Annotated in this window: 25 protein-coding genes and 2 pseudogenes; 12 read left to right on the plus strand and 15 right to left on the minus strand. The window is 66.7% G+C overall.

The annotated features are described in order from the left end of the window. Nucleotides 1–71: 71 nt before the first annotated feature. From BN4346_RS26795 to BN4346_RS26805, 3 genes are all read right to left on the minus strand, one after another. A complete protein-coding gene (locus BN4346_RS26795; RefSeq protein ID WP_067968270.1) occupies nt 72–725 on the minus strand; it encodes an HXXEE domain-containing protein in 654 nt (217 codons plus the stop codon). A gap of 12 nt (nt 726–737) precedes the next feature. Then, nucleotides 738–1,328 (minus strand): TetR/AcrR family transcriptional regulator, encoded by a 591-nt coding sequence (locus BN4346_RS26800; protein ID WP_067968273.1) that lies wholly within the window; start codon nt 1,326–1,328, stop codon nt 738–740. Between the two features lie 123 nt (nt 1,329–1,451). Next, nucleotides 1,452–1,943: a MarR family winged helix-turn-helix transcriptional regulator gene (locus BN4346_RS26805; protein WP_067968276.1), complete on the minus strand. Its 492-nt coding sequence runs from the start codon at nt 1,941–1,943 to the stop codon at nt 1,452–1,454. Between the two features lie 77 nt (nt 1,944–2,020). Here BN4346_RS26805 and BN4346_RS26810 point away from each other — a divergent pair, with 77 nt between their 5' ends. From BN4346_RS26810 to BN4346_RS26820, 3 genes are read left to right on the plus strand one after another with little or no spacing between them, the layout of a single operon-like run. Continuing rightward, nucleotides 2,021–2,743, plus strand: a complete 723-nt coding sequence (locus BN4346_RS26810) for an NAD(P)-dependent oxidoreductase (RefSeq protein WP_067968278.1) — start codon at nt 2,021–2,023, stop codon at nt 2,741–2,743. Beyond that, a complete protein-coding gene (locus BN4346_RS26815; RefSeq protein ID WP_067968281.1) occupies nt 2,740–3,270 on the plus strand; it encodes a DUF1772 domain-containing protein in 531 nt (176 codons plus the stop codon). Before BN4346_RS26810 ends, BN4346_RS26815 begins: the two co-directional genes overlap by 4 nt. A gap of 6 nt (nt 3,271–3,276) precedes the next feature. Continuing rightward, on the plus strand, nt 3,277–3,750 hold the full coding sequence (locus BN4346_RS26820) for an SRPBCC family protein (protein ID WP_067968284.1): 474 nt from the start codon (nt 3,277–3,279) through the stop codon (nt 3,748–3,750). Between the two features lie 84 nt (nt 3,751–3,834). Here BN4346_RS26820 and BN4346_RS26825 read toward each other — a convergent pair whose 3' ends face one another. From BN4346_RS26825 to BN4346_RS26850, 6 genes and pseudogenes are all read right to left on the minus strand, one after another. After that, on the minus strand, nt 3,835–5,109 hold the full coding sequence (locus tag BN4346_RS26825; RefSeq protein ID WP_067968287.1) for a cytochrome P450: 1,275 nt from the start codon (nt 5,107–5,109) through the stop codon (nt 3,835–3,837). Continuing rightward, complete coding sequence (locus tag BN4346_RS26830) at nt 5,106–6,269, minus strand: FAD-dependent oxidoreductase (RefSeq protein ID WP_067968289.1); 1,164 nt, start codon at nt 6,267–6,269, stop codon at nt 5,106–5,108. Before BN4346_RS26830 ends, BN4346_RS26825 begins: the two co-directional genes overlap by 4 nt. After that, nucleotides 6,266–6,694, minus strand: a complete 429-nt coding sequence (locus BN4346_RS26835; RefSeq protein ID WP_067968293.1) for an MmcQ/YjbR family DNA-binding protein — start codon at nt 6,692–6,694, stop codon at nt 6,266–6,268. The genes BN4346_RS26830 and BN4346_RS26835 overlap by 4 nt, the downstream gene beginning before the upstream one ends. A 14-nt stretch (nt 6,695–6,708) precedes the next feature. Beyond that, nucleotides 6,709–6,864, minus strand: a pseudogene (locus BN4346_RS49660) (TetR family transcriptional regulator); the annotation flags it as partial. 62 nt (nt 6,865–6,926) lie between these two features. Continuing rightward, nucleotides 6,927–7,310, minus strand: coding sequence for a type II toxin-antitoxin system VapC family toxin (locus BN4346_RS26845; RefSeq protein ID WP_067968296.1), 384 nt, complete (start codon nt 7,308–7,310; stop codon nt 6,927–6,929). Further along, entirely contained in the window at nt 7,307–7,537 is a 231-nt protein-coding gene (locus BN4346_RS26850; RefSeq protein WP_067968299.1) for a type II toxin-antitoxin system Phd/YefM family antitoxin, read from the minus strand. The genes BN4346_RS26845 and BN4346_RS26850 overlap by 4 nt, the downstream gene beginning before the upstream one ends. A 196-nt stretch (nt 7,538–7,733) precedes the next feature. On the opposite strand from BN4346_RS26850, the gene BN4346_RS26855 reads away from it, so the two are divergent. The 8 genes and pseudogenes from BN4346_RS26855 (at nt 7,734) to BN4346_RS26890 (ending at nt 15,979) form a co-directional block, all read left to right on the plus strand. Continuing rightward, on the plus strand, nt 7,734–9,215 hold the full coding sequence (locus BN4346_RS26855; protein ID WP_067968302.1) for an amino acid permease: 1,482 nt from the start codon (nt 7,734–7,736) through the stop codon (nt 9,213–9,215). Between the two features lie 15 nt (nt 9,216–9,230). Continuing rightward, nucleotides 9,231–9,413, plus strand: coding sequence for a hypothetical protein (locus tag BN4346_RS26860; RefSeq protein ID WP_067968304.1), 183 nt, complete (start codon nt 9,231–9,233; stop codon nt 9,411–9,413). A gap of 85 nt (nt 9,414–9,498) precedes the next feature. Then, nucleotides 9,499–10,059, plus strand: coding sequence for a hypothetical protein (locus BN4346_RS26865; RefSeq protein ID WP_067968470.1), 561 nt, complete (start codon nt 9,499–9,501; stop codon nt 10,057–10,059). A 48-nt stretch (nt 10,060–10,107) separates the two neighbouring features. Next, nucleotides 10,108–10,641, plus strand: a complete 534-nt coding sequence (locus BN4346_RS47535; RefSeq protein WP_154677544.1) for a hypothetical protein — start codon at nt 10,108–10,110, stop codon at nt 10,639–10,641. A gap of 93 nt (nt 10,642–10,734) precedes the next feature. Next, on the plus strand, nt 10,735–11,106 hold the full coding sequence (locus BN4346_RS26875; protein ID WP_067968311.1) for a DUF3054 domain-containing protein: 372 nt from the start codon (nt 10,735–10,737) through the stop codon (nt 11,104–11,106). A 60-nt stretch (nt 11,107–11,166) separates the two neighbouring features. Continuing rightward, complete coding sequence (locus tag BN4346_RS26880) at nt 11,167–11,676, plus strand: hypothetical protein (RefSeq protein WP_067968314.1); 510 nt, start codon at nt 11,167–11,169, stop codon at nt 11,674–11,676. Nucleotides 11,677–11,899: 223 nt separating this feature from the next. After that, nucleotides 11,900–14,610: pseudogene (locus BN4346_RS26885) on the plus strand ((Fe-S)-binding protein). Between the two features lie 64 nt (nt 14,611–14,674). Next, nucleotides 14,675–15,979 (plus strand): pyridoxal phosphate-dependent aminotransferase, encoded by a 1,305-nt coding sequence (locus BN4346_RS26890; protein WP_067968317.1) that lies wholly within the window; start codon nt 14,675–14,677, stop codon nt 15,977–15,979. On the opposite strand, the gene BN4346_RS26895 is transcribed toward BN4346_RS26890, so the two are convergent. Next, nucleotides 15,963–16,415, minus strand: a complete 453-nt coding sequence (locus BN4346_RS26895) for a DUF1707 domain-containing protein (RefSeq protein ID WP_067968322.1) — start codon at nt 16,413–16,415, stop codon at nt 15,963–15,965. The genes BN4346_RS26890 and BN4346_RS26895 overlap by 17 nt on opposite strands. Nucleotides 16,416–16,424: 9 nt before the next feature. Beyond that, complete coding sequence (locus BN4346_RS26900; RefSeq protein WP_067968326.1) at nt 16,425–17,870, minus strand: carotenoid oxygenase family protein; 1,446 nt, start codon at nt 17,868–17,870, stop codon at nt 16,425–16,427. Nucleotides 17,871–17,936: 66 nt separating this feature from the next. Here BN4346_RS26900 and BN4346_RS26905 point away from each other — a divergent pair, with 66 nt between their 5' ends. Further along, entirely contained in the window at nt 17,937–18,593 is a 657-nt protein-coding gene (locus BN4346_RS26905; RefSeq protein ID WP_096867451.1) for a TetR/AcrR family transcriptional regulator, read from the plus strand. A gap of 59 nt (nt 18,594–18,652) precedes the next feature. Here the strand turns inward: BN4346_RS26905 and rfbA are convergent, their stop codons facing one another. Genes rfbA through BN4346_RS48390 form a run of 4 tightly spaced genes read right to left on the minus strand, consistent with a single transcriptional unit; the run spans nt 18,653 to nt 21,655 of the window. Then, nucleotides 18,653–19,519 carry a glucose-1-phosphate thymidylyltransferase RfbA gene (rfbA, locus tag BN4346_RS26910; protein ID WP_067968331.1) on the minus strand — a complete coding sequence of 289 codons (867 nt, stop codon included), beginning with the start codon at nt 19,517–19,519 and terminating at the stop codon, nt 18,653–18,655. Nucleotides 19,520–19,549: 30 nt separating this feature from the next. Continuing rightward, nucleotides 19,550–19,909 (minus strand): nuclear transport factor 2 family protein, encoded by a 360-nt coding sequence (locus tag BN4346_RS26915; RefSeq protein ID WP_067968334.1) that lies wholly within the window; start codon nt 19,907–19,909, stop codon nt 19,550–19,552. 22 nt (nt 19,910–19,931) lie between these two features. Then, complete coding sequence (locus BN4346_RS26920; protein ID WP_067968337.1) at nt 19,932–20,693, minus strand: maleylpyruvate isomerase family mycothiol-dependent enzyme; 762 nt, start codon at nt 20,691–20,693, stop codon at nt 19,932–19,934. A 5-nt stretch (nt 20,694–20,698) separates the two neighbouring features. Further along, nucleotides 20,699–21,655: a DUF7159 family protein gene (locus BN4346_RS48390; protein WP_067968339.1), complete on the minus strand. Its 957-nt coding sequence runs from the start codon at nt 21,653–21,655 to the stop codon at nt 20,699–20,701. Nucleotides 21,656–21,666: the final 11 nt, after the last annotated feature.

A 21,666-nucleotide genomic window follows, 5' to 3' on the forward strand; every position in this document is an offset into this window, starting at 1 on the left:
ACGGGTGCGGACGCGGATTTGTTCCCGAGGGGAGGATGGGTCGTTCGCCGAGCGATTCCTGACCCGGTAAATCAGGCCCGGACCAGGCCAGCGTAGGCCTGGCGGCCCGCTCGCGTCGAGGGAACGTTGAGGGTGATCAGCAAGACGATGCCGAAGAACAGGCAGGTGACTGCGGTCGCCACCGCGCTGCCGGTCAGTCGACACAGCGCGAGCGGCCCGATGATCCAGTACGCCTGCGCGGTAACCAGGCCCGGGCGGTAGCCGCGGGCGACCACGCTCCACACCGTGTGCGAGATCGCGTTGCCGATGGCGCCGTAAACGATAAAGAACAGTGCCGGCATCAGCAGGTAGCGGGCACCGAGGTAGAAGACCGACAGCGCGCAAGAGGTGAAGACGGCATAGGCGGCCATATTGAAGGTGACGAACAGGTTGTCGGAGTACGGGCTGCCGCCGTAAAGGATCGGAAAGAAGGTCTTGAAGTCGGTCCTGAACTCCTCGGCGAAGTGCAGGAACTGCACGACCAGCGCGGCGAAGAAGTACGGCACGAACTGGTCGGCGGCGGGCAGGTCCACGTGGTGGACGAACATCCACGACAGCACCAGCCAGCTGACGGCCACGCCGGGCACGAAGGTGACGATCAATGACCGCCCGGAGCTGATGCGGCTGAACCCGGCGGCCATCGCCACGGCTATCGCGGTTCCGATGCCGAATTCCAGACTCGTCATGTCGCGCTCCCGTCAGTCGGTGAGGTGGTCAGTCGGTGAGGTGAAGGCGCAGACGCGGAAGTAGTCGAGGTGCTCGGCGGCCATGCGGCGTGCGTCGGCGAGATCGGACGGATCGGCGTCGTGGCGCAGGAAGAGAAAGCGGATGACGTTGAGCGGCGCGAGCAGCTCCCACACGATCTGGCGTGCGGGTACGTCGCGGCGCAGGTGTCCGGCGTCTTGCCAGGCCTCGAATACCGGCGTCAGGAGGCTTCGGGCCACTTCGATGCTGTCCGCCAGGTCTGCGCCTGCGCCGGCTCGCCCGCCCTCGCGCAACAACACTGCCGTGAACATCCGCACTTCTGGATCACTCCAGTGCGCCAGCAGACGCTCGACGGCGGCGGGAATCACCACCGCTGGGGCGGCGCCGCGGATCACCGCCGGGTCCATACCCAGAAGCGCCGGAGTCGGCGGGCCCATCGACTCGACCAAACGGTCGAATATCGCCTGCTTACTGGCAAAGTGCGAATAAAGAGCAGCGTCGGTGACGCCGACGGCCGCGGCGATCTGACGTACCGAGGTCGCCGCGAAGCCCCGCTCGGCGAACAGAGCCAGCGCCGCCGACAAGATGCGCTCCGCAGTGGGCTCGGCATCCGAGGCCGGAGGCCTGCCGATACGAGCTTTCGCCTTGCTCGTCCTCATCACCCTAAACTAAGCGGCCGCTAACTTAATTGTCAAGGGTCCCGGCTATCAGTTGCTCGCCGCACCTCCGGCGAAGTCCGGGTGCACGCCGGGGATCAAGTCCGCGCCGGCAGCAACGCGCTGCAGCAGGCCGCGCAGCGTGTTGCGCTCGGCCGGCGAAAGAGGTTCGGTCACCGCACTCTCCAGCTCCCGGCCCGCGCGATCGAGGTCCGGCAGGAGGTCACGGGCCCGGTCGGTCAGCGTGATCGCGAACGCGCGTCGATCCTGCGCGCAGGTCTGGCGTTCGACCAGGCCGTCGGACTCCAACGCGTCGATCACGGAGACCATCGCGTTGCGGTGGATGCCCAACCGCGCCGACAGCTGGCGCTGGGACTGGCCGTCGTGGGTGGCCAACGCCATGAGCACGGCGTAGGTCCGGGGTTGCACCCCGAGCCCGGCCGCGCGGCGCCCAAACTCCGTCGCCATGTGCGCGCCGAGTTGGGACAACAGAAACGGGATGCGTTCATCGAGCGCGGTAATGCCCGTCGGCCGGTCACTCATAGATCGCACACTAGCACTCTTAGTGATAGTCATATATTGTGATCATCATATTTAGTGACTATTGAAGGAGGGTAGCGGTGGAAATCGCTTTGTTCGGCGCGAACGGTCAAACCGGCCGTCTGGTAACCGCGGCGGCCCTGAGGGCCGGCCACCGAGTTAGGGCCGTCACTCGTTATCCGAGTCAATTTCCTTTGACCGGAAGCGGGTTGACCGTGGTGGCCGCGGACGCCCACGACGCGTCAGCCGTGCGGTCTGCGGTGGCCGGTGTCGATGCCGTCGTCTCAACACTCGGCGTCACGTTCACCCGCGAGCCGGTCGACACCTACTCGGTGGGGACCGCCAACATCGTCGCCGCCATGGACGCCGCCTCGACGCGGCGCCTAATCGTTGTCAGCTCGACGGCCGCATTCCCGATGCGCCGCAGCCGCATCCCGTTGAGCCTGCGCCTCGTCGAGCCCATCTTGACCAAGACGATCGGCAAGACCGTCTACGCCGACATCCGTCGCATGGAGAGTGTTGTCCGTGGCAGTGGCCTGGACTGGACGATCGTCCGACCTTCCGGCCTGTTCGATCTGCCCGCACCCACCGACTATCTGCGCGGCGAGATCGACCCCGTGGGCGCGTTCACCGCGCGCATCGACTTGGCCGACTATCTGGTGACCCTGGCAGCAGACCCGATGAGTGCCGGACGCACCGTCATCGTGTCCACCACCGAGAGCACCCCGAGTCTGTGGCAGATGATCCGGCGGGAAGCGGGTTCTCGTGATGACGCCGGTCCCGCTTCGGCGACGGCCTCATGACTCGGTTCGCCCCGGTGGCCGGCTTCGCCGCGGTGCTGTTCAGTGGCATGTTCGCGGGCTTCCTCACCGCCGTTTTGGTTCTCGAAGTCACTTTGCGCCGCTACGGTGGCGACGTCTACACGCAGGTCCGGCTCATCGAACTCGAGCACCTCGACGATCTGGCCACCGCACTGCTGCTGCCGGCCATTTTGGCCGCCGCGGTGCTGACCATCACCATGACCCGCCGGACCGGCGACCGCCGGCTGGTACCGGCCGCCGCCGTAGCGCTACTTACGACGAGCCTGCTGATCAGCGTGGTCGTCAGCGTGCCGATCAACACCGAACAGCTGAACTGGACGGTGTCCTCACCGCCGGGTGACTGGGCGACAGTGCGCGACCGCTGGCAGGTGGCTCACCTCGCCCGCACCACCACCGCGGTCCTCGCCTTTGCCCTGCTGACCTCGGCGACGGTTCCACTGCGCTGGTCACGCCGCGCTGCCGACCATCACCTGCGAAAGACCATCACCCGCGAATCCAACGGAAGGTGATCGGAGATGACGAAGAAGAACCTCGAAACGTCCATCAGCATCAACGCTGCGCCCGAGACGGTCTGGAGCTTGGTCTCCGACCTGAGTCAGATGCCGAATTGGAGTCCGCAGTGCCGATGGATGCGGCTGGTGGGGCCGTTGCGCCAAGGTGCTTACACCGTCAACATCAACCGCCAGGGCAGCAAAGTCTGGCCGACAGCGTCCAAGATCGAACGCCTCGAACCCCAGCGAATCATCGCCTTCCGCACGCTGACCAACGACAGCACCTGGACGTTCGAGATCGAGGCAACCTCGGAAGGAACCCGACTGACCGAGCGGCGGCTGGTGCCCCCGCAAGGCACCGGCTGGATGTCGAAAACAATCGTCAATCTCGTGCTCGGCGGGGAGGACAGCTTTGACGACGAGATGATCGAGGGCATGCGGGCCACGCTGGCAGCACTCAAAGCGGCCGCCGAGCGTGCCCATCCGCAGCACGGCTAGGCCGCCACGCGCAGGGCAGTGATGAGTCCAACCACCACAAGCCGTCTCCCTCCCCCGGCAACCTGATCACCCGCGGTGCGGTGATCAGGTCGTCGCCGGAATGCTTCGGAAGCCGTGCAACGTGGCCAGCCCGCGTGGTGTCGGGGCTCCGTCGAGCCGCAGGTCGGGGAACCGTTCGAACAGTGCTTGCAGCGCGATGGTGGCCTCCATGCGGGCCAGGTTGGCGCCGAGGCAGGCGTGGATACCGCTGCTGAACGACAGATGCTCTTTGGCGTTGGCCCTGGTGATGTCGAAGCGGCGGGGCTCGTCGAACATGCCGGGATCGTGGTTGGCACCGCCTAGCAGCAGGGCCACCGTTTCGCCCGCGGCGAGGTGATACCCGGCAAGCTCGAGATCACAGAGGGCGTTGCGCGATGTCATCTGGACCGGGCTGTCGAAGCGCAAGACTTCCTCGACCGCGCCCGGCCACAACTGGGGGTCCTCGCGCAGCTTCGCCAACTGTTCCGGGTGGCGCAGTAACAGCACGATCGCGTTGCCGATCAGATTGATGGTGGTCTCGAAACCCGCGCCCGCGAGCAGCAACGCTGTGACGCCCAGTTCGCGTCGGTCAAGGTCGCCGTCGCGGATGATTTGGCTGTAGATGTCGTCGCCGGGGTTGTTGCGCAACCGTTCGATGTGATCACTGAACTCGTGATCGTTTTCTCGCAGGGACTTCATGGCACACCGAAAGGTGTTCCAGGACACCCCGATATCGAGCAGCGGCGCACCGGCTTCACCCCGATCGAGCATCTTCGGCCGCTGCTCGTCGGGGATTCCGAGAATCTCGGCGATGATCAAAGCCGGTAGGGGTCCCGCGAAATCGGCGATCAGGTCCGGACGTGCTGTCGATTCCACCCGATCGAGCAGTTCATGGGTGGTCTCGACGATCCGGGTCCGCAATTTGTCGATCGCGCGAGGCGTGAACGCGCGCACCACCGCGCGCCGGTAGCGCGTGTGGTCGGGCGGATCGACCACCAGCATCGACGGTGGCTCAGCCGGATTCGGCAGCTGCGGATCCGTGCGGTTGATCAGCCAGCGAGCGGGCTTGGGCAGTCTCATATTGGCCGGATTGCTCGCTCCGAACCTGTCGTCGCGCAAGATTGCCCGGCACAGCTCATAGTCGGCCGTCACCGAGACGAACGGCGTGCGCGTCAATCGACCACGGGCACGGATCTGTTCGGTCAGCGGTTCGGGATCGCCGCCACGCAGTGGGCCGATGAGGAGGCGGGCCATCGGGTCGCCGCGCCGTGCCTGCACCGCCAGAACCGCGCGCGGAAATCCCTGCAACAGAGCCCACCGAAGCCACAGACCTGGTCTCATCGCGGCGCCCCGACCGTCGGCAGCACAAACGCCGCCCCGGCGGCGACCGTAGCCAGGTGCCTCATCAGCAGTGCTTCCGGGATCAGACCGGTGGCGCGACTGGCGGCGGCGCTGAGGAAGTCGGGCCGGACGTTGACGACTTTCCCGAACCACGCCGACTCCCGGACCAGCGGTGCCACCCGCGGCCGGCGGAACGCGGCGAACCCGGCAAACGCGGTGGGCAGATCGGGCGCCCGGTCGACGAACTCAGCCAGGATGGCGGCGTCTTCCAAGCCCTGACACCCACCTTGGCCGAGATGCGGACGCATGGGATGGGCCGCATCTCCGACCAGCACGATCGGGCCACGCGCCCAGTGCCGGGTGGGACCGCGGTCGTAGAGGTCGTCGCGCAACACGTCCTGGGGCGAGGTCGCAGCAAGGATGCTCGGGATGGGCTCACACCAGTGGGCGAACTTGGCTCGCAGATAGGCCAGTTCCCCTTCGCGCGCTCGTTGTCCCTCCGGGGCCCGCTCGGTGGCAAACCAGTAGGTCAGGTCCGGCCCCATCGGCACATGCCCGGTTTCGACACCAGGCCCCAGGGTTTCCCCCGCCAGGTCCGGATCCAGGGCGTAGGCGGCGATTCCGCGCCATGCGGTGTAGCCGACGTAGCGTCGGCGCAGCGGGCCATTGAGATGGCGGGCCAGAACCGAATGGGTGCCGTCGGCGCCGACGACGGCGTCGACGATATCGGCCGAGCCATCCGAGAGTTGCAGCGTCACAACGTCTCCCGCCGTGGCCACGCCGGTGGCGGCGAGCCCGTAGTGCAGGCTGCCCGCCGCCAGCGCATCGGTGAGGATGTCGCGAAGCACCGAGCGCTGCACCACCACGAGCGGTTCACCGAGTGCCCGTACCATCCGCTCGGCCGCCGGGCGGCGCAACCACGACCCGTCGTACCAGCGCGCTGCGCCGGCGGTGATCCGGCCGCCCGCCGCACGCACCGCATCTCCCAGACCGAGGTGGTCCAGGGCAGCCAGCGCATTGGGCCAGATACTGATCCCCGCGCCCGAGGACGTGTCGGTCCGTTGTTCGACGACGGTGACATCGTGCCCGCGCCGCTGCAGCCCGACCGCGGTCGCGAGCCCGGCGATGCCGGCCCCGACCACCGCGATCCGCTTGCTCATCGGGCCGGACCGTCTGTGTCGTGGGTAGCCAGCCAGGCGGCTCTTCGCCTATTCGACGCTCGAGAAAGCCAGGCGTCCTGGACCACTTCGGCCAGTTCGCTCTTGCTGATCGCGTGCAGGTCTGCCTCCCGAACCAGAACGGACAGATGCCCGTTGAAATGGTCAGTGCTGAAAAACGGCGTTGCGGGGTCTTGGATGAGGGCCTGTTTGTCGGCGTCCGACTCGACCCAGATCACGATGACATCGGGGTAGGCCTCGCCCGTGACGGGATCCTTGGCGTCGGGCCGCGGGGTGCGGAAGAACACAAACGACTTGCCGCCCACCTGGTAAATCGGATTGCCTTTCGGCCCTTCGATTCTGGTGACGTGGGGCATCGACGCGGCGACCTTGTGCACGTCTGCGACTCGCGCGGGTCGATCGGCCATAACCGCAACCGTAGTCACCCGTCGAACAGCAGGCGCGCGATCCGCTCGACCGTGTCCATCGGATCGGCGGCTTTTACGTCGGCAGCTACCGCGTCATTGAGCCACAGCGTCGAAAAGCCGTGCACCAACGACCAGGCCGCCAGCTCGGCGCCGGCCGGATCGGCGTGAGCCGCCGCCGAGGAAATCCTCTACCTGGCTGCCGCTATGGCGGTCGCCCTCGCCGGGTAGCGCATTAGCGCATCGCGTCGACGGCGTCGGGCAACGCGTTCAACAGCTTTTCATCGGCCGTGAGCAAAGTCAGTCGCTCCACGGTGGCCTGTGCGACCAGAATCGCATCGAACGGATCCCGGTGCGGCAAAGCAACGAGGCCCGACGCCAGGGCATGCCGACGGGTGACCGGCAGGTCACGCAGCCCGGAGCGGTCGATCGCCTCACCGAGGTCAGCGGGCAGGGTGAGCTTGCCAAGCGCCGCCTTGATGGACATCTCCCAAACACTCGCCGCGGAGACGAAGACGACCTCGCCGGAGGTAATCCGCTCGCGTGACCGCTCCCCCAATCGCGGGCTGCCGTCGAGCAACCACAGCACCACATGAGTGTCCAGCAGGAGCGCGGTCATTCGGTGCCGAACAGGGCGTTGATCGCCGGGTCGACGTCGTCGAAGCGCTCGTCGTCATAGCCGAGTCGACCGGCCGCGGTGCCGAAGGCGATGTCAACGCGCGAGTGCGGCACGAGATCGGCGACCGGCTTACCGGCACGGGCGATCGTGATCGTCTCACCGTTCTCGACCCGGGCCAGCAGGCTCGACAAATGCGTCTTCGCATCGTGGATGTTCACCGTAGACACGCACCCAGGCTACCGGACTTAGTCCAGTCGGACTAACCACAGTCGGCCGAGTGAATACCTCTACGCCCAGCGCATCGTCGGATCTCCTTTGAGAAACATCGGCAACTGGTTCAGCTCGTTGTAGCGAAACCCCAGGACCCGAGCGCCATGGGTTTAGGTCCTAACCAGCAACCCTGGTGCGTTACCCTTCGCAGCGATGTCACTTTCCCCCGAGCCGCACCTGATTTCCCCAGCTGCGCTGACCCGCGAGGACGCGGGCTACCACAAGGACCTGGCCCCCCGGCAGCTGCAGATGATCGCCCTGGGCGGTGCCATCGGCACCGGGTTGTTCCTCGGCGCCGGCGGCCGGCTCGCCTCGGCCGGGCCGGGCCTTTTCGTCGTCTACGCGGTCTGCGGCTCCTTTGCCTTCCTGATCCTGCGCGCTCTCGGCGAGCTGGTGCTGCATCGGCCGTCGCCGGGATCGTTCGTCTCGTATGCGCGCGAATTCTTCGGGGAGAAAACCGCATACGTCTCAGGGTGGCTGTACTTCCTGAACTGGTCGATGACCGGGATCGTCGACACCACCGCGATCGCCAGCTACTTCCACTATTGGCACCTGTTCGAGGTGATCCCGCAGTGGACACTGGCCCTGATCGCCTTGTTGGCAGTGCTGTCGATGAACCTGATCTCGGTGAAGCTCTTCGGCGAGCTGGAGTTCTGGGCCGCGCTGATCAAGGTTCTCGCGCTGCTGACGTTCCTGGTGGTCGGCACCATCTTCTTGGGCGGCCGCTACCAGGTCGACGGCCAGGAGACCGGTCTGCACCTGCTGACCGAGAACGGTGGACTCCTGCCGACCGGCCTGCTCCCGCTGGTGCTGGTGACCTCCGGGGTGGTGTTCTCCTACGCCGGGGTCGAACTGGTCGGCACCGCCGCCGGCGAAACCCCCAACCCCGAGAAAGTCATGCCGCGGGCGATCAACTCGGTGGTAGCCCGCATCGGGATCTTCTACGTGGGATCGGTGGTGCTGCTGGCACTGCTGCTGCCCTACACCGCTTTCAAGGAGCACCAGAGCCCGTTCGTCACGTTCTTCTCCAAGGTCGGTTTCACCGGCGCGGGCAGCCTGATGAACCTGGTGGTGCTGACCGCCGCTTTCTCCAGCCTCAACGCTGGGCTGTACTCCACCGGGCGGATTCTGCGGTCGATGGCGGTCAACGGCAGCGGCCCGGCGTTCACCGCCAAGATCTCGAAGAACGGGGTGCCCTACGGCGGCATCCTGCTGACCAGTGGCGTCGGCCTGCTCGGCGTCGTCCTCAACGCGCTACGCCCCGGACAAGCCTTCGAGATCGTGCTCAACATCGCCGCGGTGGGAGTCATGGCGGCGTGGGCGACGATCGTGGCCTGCCAGCTGCGGCTGCTCCGGCTGGCCAATGCCGGAGTGCTGAAACGACCGTCGTTCCGGATGCCGCTGGCTCCCTACAGCGGGTACGCGACCTTGCTGTTCCTGGCGGGCGTGCTGGTCCTCATGCTGTTCGATCACCGCAGCGGCCCGTTTGTGTGGGGAGTGCTGCTCATCGGCACACCAGCACTGATCGTCGGCTGGTACCTGGTGCGCGGGCGGGTACAGGCCGCGGCCGAGCTCGCTCAGACGCCCGCCGAACAGACACCGGCTGTGGCTACGCAGCCGGATCCGGACAAGTAGAAGGCCCGCAAAAACATGGCCCGCAACCGTTACGCAGCCAAACCCCCGCTGTATGGAATGGTGCTGGTCTTCTGCGCCATCGCGATCGTGGCAGTCACCGCCTACCTGCACGCCGGCTGGTGGTCACTGGTGGGTTATGCCGTTGCCGCGGTGACGGCGGTCGCCGGTACGGCGCTGGCCTTTCGGGATCTTTCCTGACCACCGGCGGTACCGCGCGTCACTACAGCCACTGATGTCACTGGATGCGTACGCTGGGCCGGAACAGATCTCAGCGGGGGAATGCGTGCGGGTACCAGACCAGTCGAAGCGTAGGGCGGCCGGAAAGCTGACGCTGGCGGCCGCGCTGCTGCTGACCGGCTGCAGCAGCACCGTCGACGGCCACCCGACCGCAGCACCGGGCGGAGGGCCACCGGAGCCGTCGCTTCGGCCACCGCGTACCAGTACCGCGCCGCCGAGCCCGCCGGGTCCGACCAAGCCGACCACCCCGAACCGGCCGGCCGACGCCATCCCGCTGCCGCCCGACGACAACGGTTACGTCTTCATCGAGACGAAATCCGGCCAGACCCGCTGCCAGATCTCGTCACCACAAGTCGACTGTGAAGCGCAGTTCACCAACACGCCGCTCAAGGACGGACAGCACGCCAACGGCGTCAGTCTCAGCGCCGACGGCACCGTGCAGTGGGTGTTGGGCAACCTGGGCGACATCCCGGTCGTCACCATCGATTACCTCACCTACCAGGCTCAAGGCTGGACGATCAATGCCGACGTCAACGGCACGCGGTTCACCAACGACCGCACCGGCCACGGCATGCTTGTCAGCATCGAGAACGTCGATACCTTCTGATTTTTCGCCCAAGTCGCCTGCCAGTCCTTTCCGTTTACGATCGGTGAAATGGCGCGCTTCGGATCTTCGGACGGTTCAGGCAAACCCAGCCAGGACCACACTCGGTCCATTCCCTACGTCCAGCGCCCGCCGCAACCACCTGGACCGGCGCCGCCTCCGTTCGGCCCCGCCAACCCGGCGCGAAACCCCGGCGATACCGGCTACCACCCGGGCAACGCCCCCACCCAATACGCCCCCTATAGCGCCTTCGACGAGCCGACCGACCCGCAGGGCACCGATTTCGCTGCACTGTCGGACACTCCGTGGTTTCGCCGCCGTTCGGTGCTGATTGCCTGGTTCGGACTCATCGCGGCGATGCTCGCGGTGGTGATCTGGGGAATCATCCAGCTGACCAGCCGCGGACCCGGCGGCGGCACGACCCCGGCAACCAGCTCGTCAAGCGCCACCAGCAGCACCAGCACCAGCACGACACCTCGACGACGGCCCCGCCCCGGCAGGCCCCGCCGCAGCACCCCCCGACACAGCAGGCACCGCCCGAAAGCGAGCCGCCGCACCATCACCTACCGCATCTGCCGTCGGTGATCACCATTCCGCCGATCCCCAAGGTTCCCGAGCTACCTACGGTGATCACCCTGCCGCCGCGCCGGTAGTCCGCCGGCCCGGTACTCTCGCCGCATGCAACCACCCCGGAAGCCAGCGTGGCTCGCCGTTGACGTGGTGGCCGTGTTGATCTTCTGCGCTCTCGGCCGGCGCAGCCACGATGAGGGCATCACTCTCAGCGGCTTGGCGACCACGGCCTGGCCTTTTCTGAGCGGCACAGCGCTGGGCTGGCTGCTCTCGCGCGCCTGGCGCAGTCCCACCGCCCCCTGGCCCACCGGGGTGACGGTCTGGATTTCGACGGTGCTGATCGGCATGCTCTTGCGCGAAGCGACCTCGGCCAGTGTGGCGAAGAGTTTCATCGTGGTCGCTTCGACGGTGACCGCGGTGTTCCTACTCGGCTGGCGAGGTGTGGTCGAGCTTGTCGCGCGTCGCCGTCTGGCCAGCTGACGGGTTTCCGCCAGTGTCGTCGCGGGATTTCGTCAGGCGCGGCACCTACCCTCGGTGCGTGTGAACCGATCGCCGGACGACCCGAACAACGAACCGACCCAGATGGCCGGGTACCACTACGGCGGCAACGGTAACTACGGCGAGCCGGCCTACTACAGCGAGTACCGCGAGCCCACTGGCCGCCAGCCCGAGCCGACCGAACCGCCGCCGCCACGTACTCCGTGGTATCTGCGACCAGTCGCGCTGGTCGGCCTGGGCGTGCTGACCGCAATCCTGATCGCCCTCCTGGTGTGGGGCATGGTCCGGCTGCTGAACAAGGAACCGAGCCCCACCGCGCCGGCGACCAGCTCGGTGACGTCCACCAACGCCGCGGCCGCCAAGGCGGCGGCGGCCCCACACGGCCAGAACACCCGGCGTGCGGCCAGCAGGCCAACAAGTCCCGTCATGGACAGGCCGACCACCACCGCACCCCCGAGCACGACAACAGCACCGAGCACCACGGCTGCCCCAGTCACACCTACGCCGACCCGACAGCCGCCGGAGATCGTCATCCCGCTGCCCGGACTCTGATTTCCACTGTCCGAGCGAGCGTCCGAACCGTCGCCCGCCGATACAGTTAGGCCAGCCTTTGTCGCGCCGAACGACCTCGGAGTGGCACTATGAGCGAGCACCGAGCAGGGCTTGAACTGGTGCTGCGCAAGATTGGCGGTAAGTTACCCGTCAGTAACCATAGCTAAGTTACTGATCGGTAACTTGTGGATGGGAGAGGCTCTCCGTGACCGAAAATACCCAGATGCTGATCAGGCTGGTGGTCGGCCTGTCCATGACGGGACTTGTTGGCCTGCTGGCCGCACGCCGGGTGTTCTGGCTCTTCCGACTGGTCATGTCCGGTCAGAAGGTCGGCGCCGAGCGGACCAACGACATCAGGGCCCGGATCGAGACCCAGATCCGTGAGGTCGCCGGCCAGGCCAAGCTGCTGAAGTGGAACATCCCGGGTATCGCGCACTTCTTCACCATGTGGGCGTTCTTCGTTCTGATCACGGTGTACATCGAGGCCTACGGCCAGATGTTCACCCCACACTTCGCCATCCCGATCGTCGGCCACTGGGACTTCCTGGGCTTCATGCAGGACTTCTTCATCACCGCGGTCACCCTGTCGATCTTCGTGTTCATGGTCATCCGGGTCCTGCGCAACCCGACCGAGCACGGCCGGTCGTCCCGGTTCTACGGCTCGCACAACGGCGGTGCGTGGCTGATCCTCGTGATGATCCTCAACGTGGTCTGGACCTTCCTGCTGCTGCGCGGCGCCGCGGTCAACACCGGCACCCTGCCCTACGGCAAGGGCGCCTACCTGTCGCATCTGATGGGCAAGCTCATGGCACCGTTGGGGCTCGCCGTCAACGAGAACATCGAGACCGGCGCTCTGCTGCTGCACGTTGCGGTGGCACTGGGCTTCCTGCTGATCGTGCTGCACTCCAAGCACCTGCACATCTTCTTGGCCCCGATCAACGTCACCTTCAAGCGACTGCCCAACGCGCTGGGCCCGCTGCTGCCGATCGAGTACCAGGGCGAACCGCTGGACTTCGACAACCCGCCGGAAGACGCGGTGTTCGGCCGCGGCAAGATCGACGACTTTACCTGGAAGGGCATGCTCGACTTCGCCACCTGTACCGAGTGTGGCCGCTGCCAGTCGCAGTGTCCCGCCTGGAACACCGGCAAGCCACTGAGCCCCAAGTTGGTCATCATGGACTTGCGTGACCACTGGATGGCCAAGGCCCCCTACCTGCTCGGCGACAAGCCGATGCCGACCGGCGAGGTCGATCTGGCCGACGCCCAGCCGCTGCCCGGCCACCACGTACCGGAGAAGGGCTTCGAGCGTATCGGCGGCTCCGGCCCGGAGCAGGCCGTCCGCCCACTGGTGGGCACCGCCGAAGAAGGCGGCGTGATCGACCCCGACGTGCTGTGGTCCTGCACCAACTGTGGCGCCTGCGTCGAGCAGTGCCCGGTGGACATCGAGCACATCGACCACATCGTCGACATGCGCCGCTACCAGGTGCTGGTGGAGTCCGAGTTCCCCTCCGAGTTGGGTGTGCTGTTCAAGAACCTGGAGAACAAGGGCAACCCGTGGGGGCAGAACGCCAAGGAGCGCACCTCCTGGATCGACGAGCTCAACTTCGACATCCCGGTCTACGGCCAGGACGTCGACAGCTTCGACGGGTTCGAGTACCTGTTCTGGGTGGGGTGCGCGGGCGCCTATGAGGACCGCGCCAAGAAGACCACCAAGGCCACCGCGGAGCTGCTGGCCGCTGCCGGCGTGAAGTTCCTGGTGCTGGGCACCGGGGAGACCTGCACCGGCGACCCGGCCCGGCGTGCCGGCAACGAATTCCTGTTCCAGCAGTTGGCCTCTCAGAACGTCGAAATGCTCAACGAAGTGTTCGACGGCCTGGACAAGCCAGACCGCAAGATCATCGCCAGCTGCCCACACTGCTTCAACACGATCTCTCGTGAATACCCGCAGCTGGGCAGCGAATACACGGTGCTGCACCACACCCAGGTGCTCAACCGGCTGGTTCGCGACAAGCGACTGATTCCGGTCGCTCCGGTGTCGCGGGAGGTCACCTACCACGACCCGTGCTTCCTGGGCCGCCACAACAAGGTCTACGAGCCGCCACGTGAGCTGGTCGAGGCGTCGGGCGCCAACCTGGTCGAGATGCCGAGAAACAAGGACCGCTCGTTCTGTTGCGGCGCCGGCGGCGCCCGGATGTGGATGGAAGAGCACATCGGTAAGCGGGTGAACCATGACCGCGTCGACGAGGCGCTGGCCACCGGTGCCACCACCATCGCCACCGGCTGCCCGTTCTGCCGGGTGATGGTCAGCGACGGCCTCGACGACCGCATCGAAGCCTCCGGACGTTCCGATGTGGACGTGCGTGACATCGCCCAGCTGCTGCTGGAGTCCCTCGACATGGACGCGGTGACGTTGCCGGCCAAGGGCACTGCCGCCGAGGCCGCCGCCAAGGCCGGTCCGAAGAAGGTCGAGGAGAAGGCACCGGCGCCGGCCGCCGTGGCCACCGCGACCGCGGAGAAGCCGGCTGCCGAGGTCAAGGCCGCGGCCCCGCCCCGGTGAAGGGGCTCGGGATGGCCGGTGGCGCCAAGCGCCCGGGTGCCAAGAAGGCGGCCCCAGCCGCCGCCCCCGCGGCCAGCGCTCCCGCACCCGCGGCGCCCGCAGCTCCCGCAGAGCCGGCCGCACCCGCGACTCCGGCCGCTCCGGTCAAGGGCCTGGGCATGGCAGCAGGCGCCCGCAAGCCCGGGGCCAAGAAGGCGGCCCCGGCCGCCGAGCCTGCCCAAGCCGCCCCGGAACCGGCTTCCGCGCCGGTTGCCGTCGAGCCCGAGCCTGCGCAGGCGGCTCCCGAGGCTGCTCCGGCAGCGGAGGCGCCCAAGGAACAGCCGCCGGTGAAGGGGCTGGGCATCCAGCGCGGGGCGAAGCCACCGGGCAAACGCTGAGATAACAAGTTGGGGCCGTGTGCATGCACATACGGCCCCAACTTGTTTCTCGGGCAAATTTTGATTGGACAGTTATGGGACCATTGTCAACGTGACCGCTCACCAGTTGCCGCACCAGATGCCCTGGCCTGCCACCGGCAGTGCGCCTCGGCAGCGTACGTTCGCGCAGTCCACCAAACTGCAGGACGTTCTCTACGAGATCCGCGGTCCGATCCACGCCCAGGCCGCCCGGATGGAGGCCGAGGGGCACCGCATCCTCAAGCTCAACATCGGCAACCCGGCGCCGTTCGGGTTCGACGCGCCCGACGTGATCATGCGGGACATGATCCAGGCACTGCCGTATGCACAGGGCTACTCGGATTCCCAGGGCATCCTGCCGGCCCGGCGCGCGGTGGTCACCCGCTACGAGCTGGTTGAGGGATTCCCGCGCTTCGACGTCGACGATGTCTACCTGGGCAACGGCGTATCCGAGCTGATTTCGCTGGTGCTGCAGGCGCTGTTGGACAACGGCGACCAGGTGCTGATCCCGGCCCCGGACTACCCGCTGTGGACGGCGTCGACCTCGCTGGCCGGCGGCACGCCGGTGCACTATCTGTGCGACGAGACCCAGGGCTGGCAGCCCGACATCGCCGACATGGAATCGAAGATCACCGAACGCACCAAGGCGTTGGTGGTGATCAACCCCAACAACCCGACCGGCGCGGTCTACAGCCGCGAGGTGCTCAGTCAGATCGCCGAATTGGCCCGCAAGCATCAGCTGTTGCTGTTGGCCGACGAGATCTACGACAAGATCCTCTACGACGACGCCGAGCACACCAGCCTGGCCACCCTGGCGCCGGATCTGTTGTGTTTGACCTTCAACGGCCTGTCGAAGGCCTACCGGGTGGCCGGCTACCGCTCCGGTTGGCTGGCGATCACCGGCCCCAAGGAGCACGCGACCAGCTTCCTGGAGGGCATTAACCTGCTGGCCAACATGCGACTGTGCCCGAATGTGCCGGCCCAGCACGCCATTCAGGTGGCGTTGGGCGGCCACCAGAGCATCGACGACCTGGTGCTGCCGGGTGGGCGGCTGCTCGAACAGCGGGACGTCGCCTGGAGCAAGCTCAACGAGATCCCGGGCGTCTCCTGCGTGAAGCCCCGCGGTGCGCTGTACGCGTTCCCGCGACTGGACCCCGAGGTCTACCCGATCGACAACGACGAGCAGTTGGTCTTGGACCTGTTGCTGCAGGAGAAGATCCTGGTCACCCAGGGCACCGGGTTCAACTGGCCGGCGCCGGACCACCTGCGCATCGTGACGCTGCCGTGGGCTCGCGACCTGTCCAGCGCGATCGAGCGCCTGGGCAACTTCCTGGTCAGCTACCGGCCCTAGTTCTTGGGCGAGCGCATGCTGCCACCGGAATCGCGTGGGAGACAATGCCGATGCCCCAGCCGAGGATGGGCCAGACCGGCCAGAAGTACCACGCACCGGCGAACACCGCGGTCACCAACCAGATGCCGATCATCAACACCGACACCCCCAGGTAAGCGGCCAGGTGAATCTGGACGCCTCGTCGGGCAGCAGCGCTGCGCTGCGCACGACGGCGCGGGTCTCGCCTGATGATCTGCGCGACAGGTAGATCGGCAACCAGATCATTGAGCGGTCCGGCGGTTTGAGCCTCAAACGCTCGGGCCAGTCGTGTCTCGTATTCCTGCATCGACAGGTATCCCTGGGTGAATGCCTGACCGAGCTGGTCGGCGGCACAGGCCCGCTCCGGATCACCCACGCGTACAGCAGATTCCGATGGCGTGACGAATCTGGTGGTCATGTCGCACCCCTATTGCCCGGTCGGCACCCAGTTGCCGTGGAATCCGGCGGGAACACGGTGTGGCAGGTGGATGGCCGCGATGTCACCCAACGTGGCGGCGTCCAGGACCGCCAGCTCGCTGGTGTCCGTCGAACTGTCGTAGACGAAGCCCATCAGGACACCGTCATCTTCGGCCGCGGCCGCCGACTTCGGATGGAAAACGAACTCACCCAACTGTTTTCCCTCACCGAACGAACGTGTCGCTGCCGAACCGCCGACCAGGTCGTGCTTGAGCAGCGTCGCGTCGGGCACCACGCCGTTGCCGATACTGACCGCGTAGCCGAACCGGTGCCGCTTGCCGACCAATCGTTCGTCAACCCGGGGAAACTCTTGACCACGGTCGTCCACCCGAGATTCGCGAACCTTGCCGTCGGCCAGGTCGACGGTCCAACGTTCCAGCGTGGGCAGACCCTCGGCGGGGCCACGCATCTCGGTGTCGAACATCTTCGGGTGCCGGACCACGTCGAGTACGACGGTGTCGCCCTCGTCGTAGGCATTCATCGGATGGAACACGTAGCACGGTTCGATCTCGAACCACCGAACATCCGCGTTGCCCCCGTCACGTGGCATTACGCCCACCCGCGCAGGGTATTTCGGGTTCCACCGATACGGCATGGTGCGCACGCTGTTCTTGGGCATCGGCAACCGGGCCATGATCGGGTCCGGGATGCGCACCCGCCCGATCAGCGCCGACATGATCAGGCGCACCGGTAGCCGCAGACCGGGCGGCGCCGCACCCTGGGCGACCTGGCGGGTGTCGAACGTGACCGGCAGGTCATAGAAGACGACGTGCTTCTCGGTGAGCGAGAAGTCGTGCATCATCGGCGAACCGGTGACCTCGATATCGACGGTGCGCCGCGCCCGACCGTCGGTGCCGATCACCGAGTACTGGACACTGTTTCCGCGGTTGAATGCGTACGAAACGGCATGCAGCTCACCGGTGTCGGGGTCACGTTTGGGATGCGCGGTGTACCCGCCCGACAGCGTGCCGTCGAAGTCGCAGGTGCCGACGGTTTCCAGCTCGTCGGTCAGCTCGTAGCAGGCGATGCCGCCCTCGATCAGCGCGAGGGTACGCCCGGCATGTCCGATCACGTTGGTGTTGGCGCCGATCCCGGAAGCGCCGGTGTGCCGGCCGGGGCGCGGCGGTTCGCCAAGCGCGGCTGCGGTCTGCGGGCCTCGCACGTAGCGGTTGCGGTACCACTGCGCCTTGCCGTCGCGAAGGCGTACGCCGTGCACCATGCCGTCACCGATGAACCAGTGATAAAAGGCGGGATCGATTTCGCCGACCGGGTTGGGCCCGTTTCGCAGGTAGCGCCCGTCCAGGTAGTCCGGGATGGTTCCGGTCACCGCCAGCTCGGTGAGGGTGTACTCCTGTGCAATCGGTGCGAATCCGCCCTGCAGGTAGGGATTGGTCATCGGACACCTCCGGTCCATAACGATGTTATTCGCTATGTATAACACCGTTATGGCAGGATGGCAAGGGTGAATTTGAGCCCGCGCGATCGCCTGATCGAGGCCGGTACCCGACTACTGGAGAGCGAAGGCCCCGAGTCTTTGCAGGCCCGGAAAGTCGCCGCCGAAATCGGGGCCTCCACCATGGCCGTCTACACCCACTTCGGCGGCATGAACGGCCTCCTGGAGGCGATCGTCTCCGCCGCGTTCGAGCGTTTCGGCGCCGCGCTGGCGTCGGCACCCAAGACTGACGATCCGATGGCCGACTTCTTCGTGATGGGCCACGCCTACCGGGAGTTCGCGCTAGCCAGCCCGCAGCGCTATCGGCTGATGTTCGGGCTGGCCGCGCCGCAGAAGCTTCACGTTCCCGAGATGCCGGTAGCGACGGCGACCTTCGATCAACTCGTCACCGCCGTCGAGCGGATCGTCACCACCGGCCGGATCCGCGCGGACGACACCGTCGAGCTGGCCGGGCGAATTTGGAGCATGATCCACGGTGTGGTGCTCCTGGAACTTGTCGGCACGTTCGAGCAGGACGGCCGGGCCCTGACCCACATCCTCAGCCCGATGACGATCGACATGTTCGTCGGGATGGGCGACAGTCGGGAACGCGCCGAACTGTCGCTGCGGCGGGCGGCCGAGGCGATCAAGCAGACGCGCACCGAAGCCCATCCCTCGCCAGAGTGAATCTCACGACGCGTCGCCGGCGCGTCATGACGCAGGATTCCCACTCGGCGGGCGGGAAGTCACCGACGATCCAGCAATCCCATCAGGTAATCGCCGTAGCCGGACTTGCCCAGCGCTGCGGCACGGCCGGCGAGTGCAGCGTCGTCGATGAAGCCCATCCGCCAGGCGACCTCTTCGGGGACACCGATCTTGAGGCCCTGGCGGCGCTCGACGGTGCGAACGTAATCGCCGGCGTCCAGCAGTGAGTCGAACGTACCGGTGTCCAACCACGCGGTGCCCCGAGCCAGGGTCTCGACCGTGAGTCGGCCCTGATCGAGGTAGGTCTGATTGATGTCGGTGATCTCGTACTCGCCGCGCGCGGAAGGCTTGAGACCCCTGGCGATCTCAACGACGTCGTTGTCATAGAAATACAGCCCGGGTATCGCGTAGTGCGAGCTGGGCGCGGTCGGCTTCTCCACCACCGACACCGCTGAGCCGTTCACATCGAACTCGACCACACCGTAGGCCGACGGGTCGGCCATCCAATACGCGAAAATAACCGCACCGGAAAGGGATTGGTGGCGCCGCAGACTGGTCCCCAAGCCGGCGCCGTAGAAGATGTTGTCCCCCAACACCAGCACAACAGAATCGGTGCCGATGTGGTCGGCGCCGATCACGAACGCCCGCGCCAGCCCGTCGGGCTGCTCTTGAATGGCGTAGCTGATGTCGACCCCGAATGCACTGCCGTCCCCCAACAGTCGCTGGAAGGCGGGCGCGTCGTGACCGGTGGTGATCACCTGAATGTCCCGAATGCCCGCCAGCATCAGCGTGCATAGCGGGTAGTAGACCAGCGGCTTGTCGTACACCGGCAGCAGCTGCTTGCTCACGCCCCTGGTGATCGGATGCAGGCGGGTACCGGAGCCACCGGCCAGGATGATCCCGCGCATGCAGCTCAGCCTAACCGCCGTCGATGCCGCTCAGTCCACCCGATCGGCCTCGGTGAGGTCCGTGGCGGCCAGGGCGGCGTCCAGATCCTGGTGGCGGAAAACCGCGGTGACGCGGTCATGCACCACCCGGAAGGCGACTGCCTGGGCTGCACCCGCTCCCGCGGGGATCAGCTCGGCCACCACCACACCGTCGTGCACATACATCCGGCCGATTCCGGTGCTCACCTGGGCCGAAGCCGCCCACCCGCGCAATGCCTGATGACCCTGCCCGGCGCCGTTGGCGTCGGCCACTTCGATGTCGTCGCTGGACAGCTGTTCCAGGGTGTCCAGATCACCGGCGGCCAGGGCGTCGTGCCAGGCGAGGACCGTTGCGATCTCCGATGTGCTCATGCTCGCCAAAACTACCGCCCGATCAGAAGGCGGTGTGCTCGACCCAGTTCTGCCACACCGCGGCGTCGCCGAAGATCGCGATGTCGGTGTCGGCCACCGGTACCCGGCGCATTACCGCCAAGAACAGATCGCGCGCCGAGCCACGCAGGGCCACCGAGCCTTTGCCGTGCTCATGCGACCAGCTCACCGTGTCGGTGCCGGTCGGCCGGCCGATGGTCCACTCCCCTGCCGGCCCGAGGCCGTCATCGGTGGCGTGCAGATGGACACTCTGTCCGTCGGCCAGCGGTAACGCTTGTCCATTGCGCCCGACGAGTACGGGGATCAGATCCAGCAACTCGCCGATCCCGTCGGCGGCCAGCTCCGGCGACAGGGCGAAGTGGCCACCGAGCGCCAGCGCGGCATCGGCGCGGTGCACGGTCGCCTCGTGCAGCCGGCGACGCACCCACCATGAGGCCGGCCGGGGACCCATAAACGTCCAGGCCGGCGTGTGCGGCCCAGTGTGGGCGACCGCGTCCAACACACGCTGCGCGCCGTCGTGCAGCCAGTCGATCGCTGCGTCGGGCTCCGCGGGCGGCTTGCCGTCGACGACGTCGCGTGGGTCGAGGGGGCCGTCCATACGATCGGCGATGATTTGTGCGGCCCAACGGTTTCCGCGCCCGAAGTGCCGGAACAGTTGCGTCAGGTTCCACCCCGGGCAAGTGGGGATCGCCAACTGCGGATCGCCGGTGCGGATCAGCTCCCCGAACGCGCGCGTCTCATCGAGTAGTGCTGCGGCGTAGTCCACGGCCGTCAGGCTAGTGGATTCGGCGCCGGCTCAGAAGGGCCAGCCGCCGCCATGGCCGCCACCGCCGCCATGGCCGCCGCCGCCACCGCCGCCGCCGAGACCTCTGCATCGATCAGGTCCAGGTAGCCGCTGTCGGCAGCGTCGTCGGCAACCGCACTGTAGGCCAGCGCGTACTCGCCCATGGTGGCGTCATAGTCGGCCTGGTAGGTATAGCCGAGCGCAACCAGGTCCGGGTCGAGCATGCCGGTCCCTGGGTCGCGCGCCCACGCCAGTGCCGACGTCGAGGAATCGAACAGCGGCGCGTGCGCACTGGCCAGCGCCGCGCCGCGCGCCAACGCGGTCTCGGGCTCCTCGGGCACGCTCACCGGGATGGCACTGACCGCGTCCAACTCGGGCTTCACCAAGCCGACGTTGACGCCGGAACCGACCACGAACAACCCGTCGGGCCGCGACGACAGCCGGCCGACCTGGGCGGCCAGCCGGGTCAGCTCACCCACCGCGGCTTCGTCATCGGAGGGCAGGGCAACCCGCTGCACCTCGGCGATCGAGCCGTCCGACGAGTTGACGACGGCCAGGGTCGCCCCGTCCGGCTCGATGAACATCAGCGCGGTCCGCTCGTAACCGACCGACCCGCCCACCGTCTGCGCCAGTGCGGCCGCGGCCAAGAATGCCGACACCAACATCACGTTCTCGACCCGGTGATCGGCCAGCGCGTCACGCAGCTGGCCCGCTTGTAGCTGGTTGGCGACGGTCACCCCGGTCGAAGCCAGCCGGTAGCCGCTCTCCCGCGCACTTTCCTGGGTGCCCAGGATGGCCGACACGACCTGGTCGGGGAACGCCATCTCGTCGGCGTCCACCTCGAATCCGTCTTCATCAACGGTCACGCCACCGGCGCGCTCCCCCTCGACGAGAACCATGCGTACCGATGGCGGTGCCATCGAGACCCCCAGAACGATGTCCACCGCACCTCCTC

The organism is Mycolicibacter icosiumassiliensis (assembly GCF_900078685.2).
Taxonomy (GTDB): domain Bacteria; phylum Actinomycetota; class Actinomycetes; order Mycobacteriales; family Mycobacteriaceae; genus Mycobacterium; species Mycobacterium icosiumassiliensis.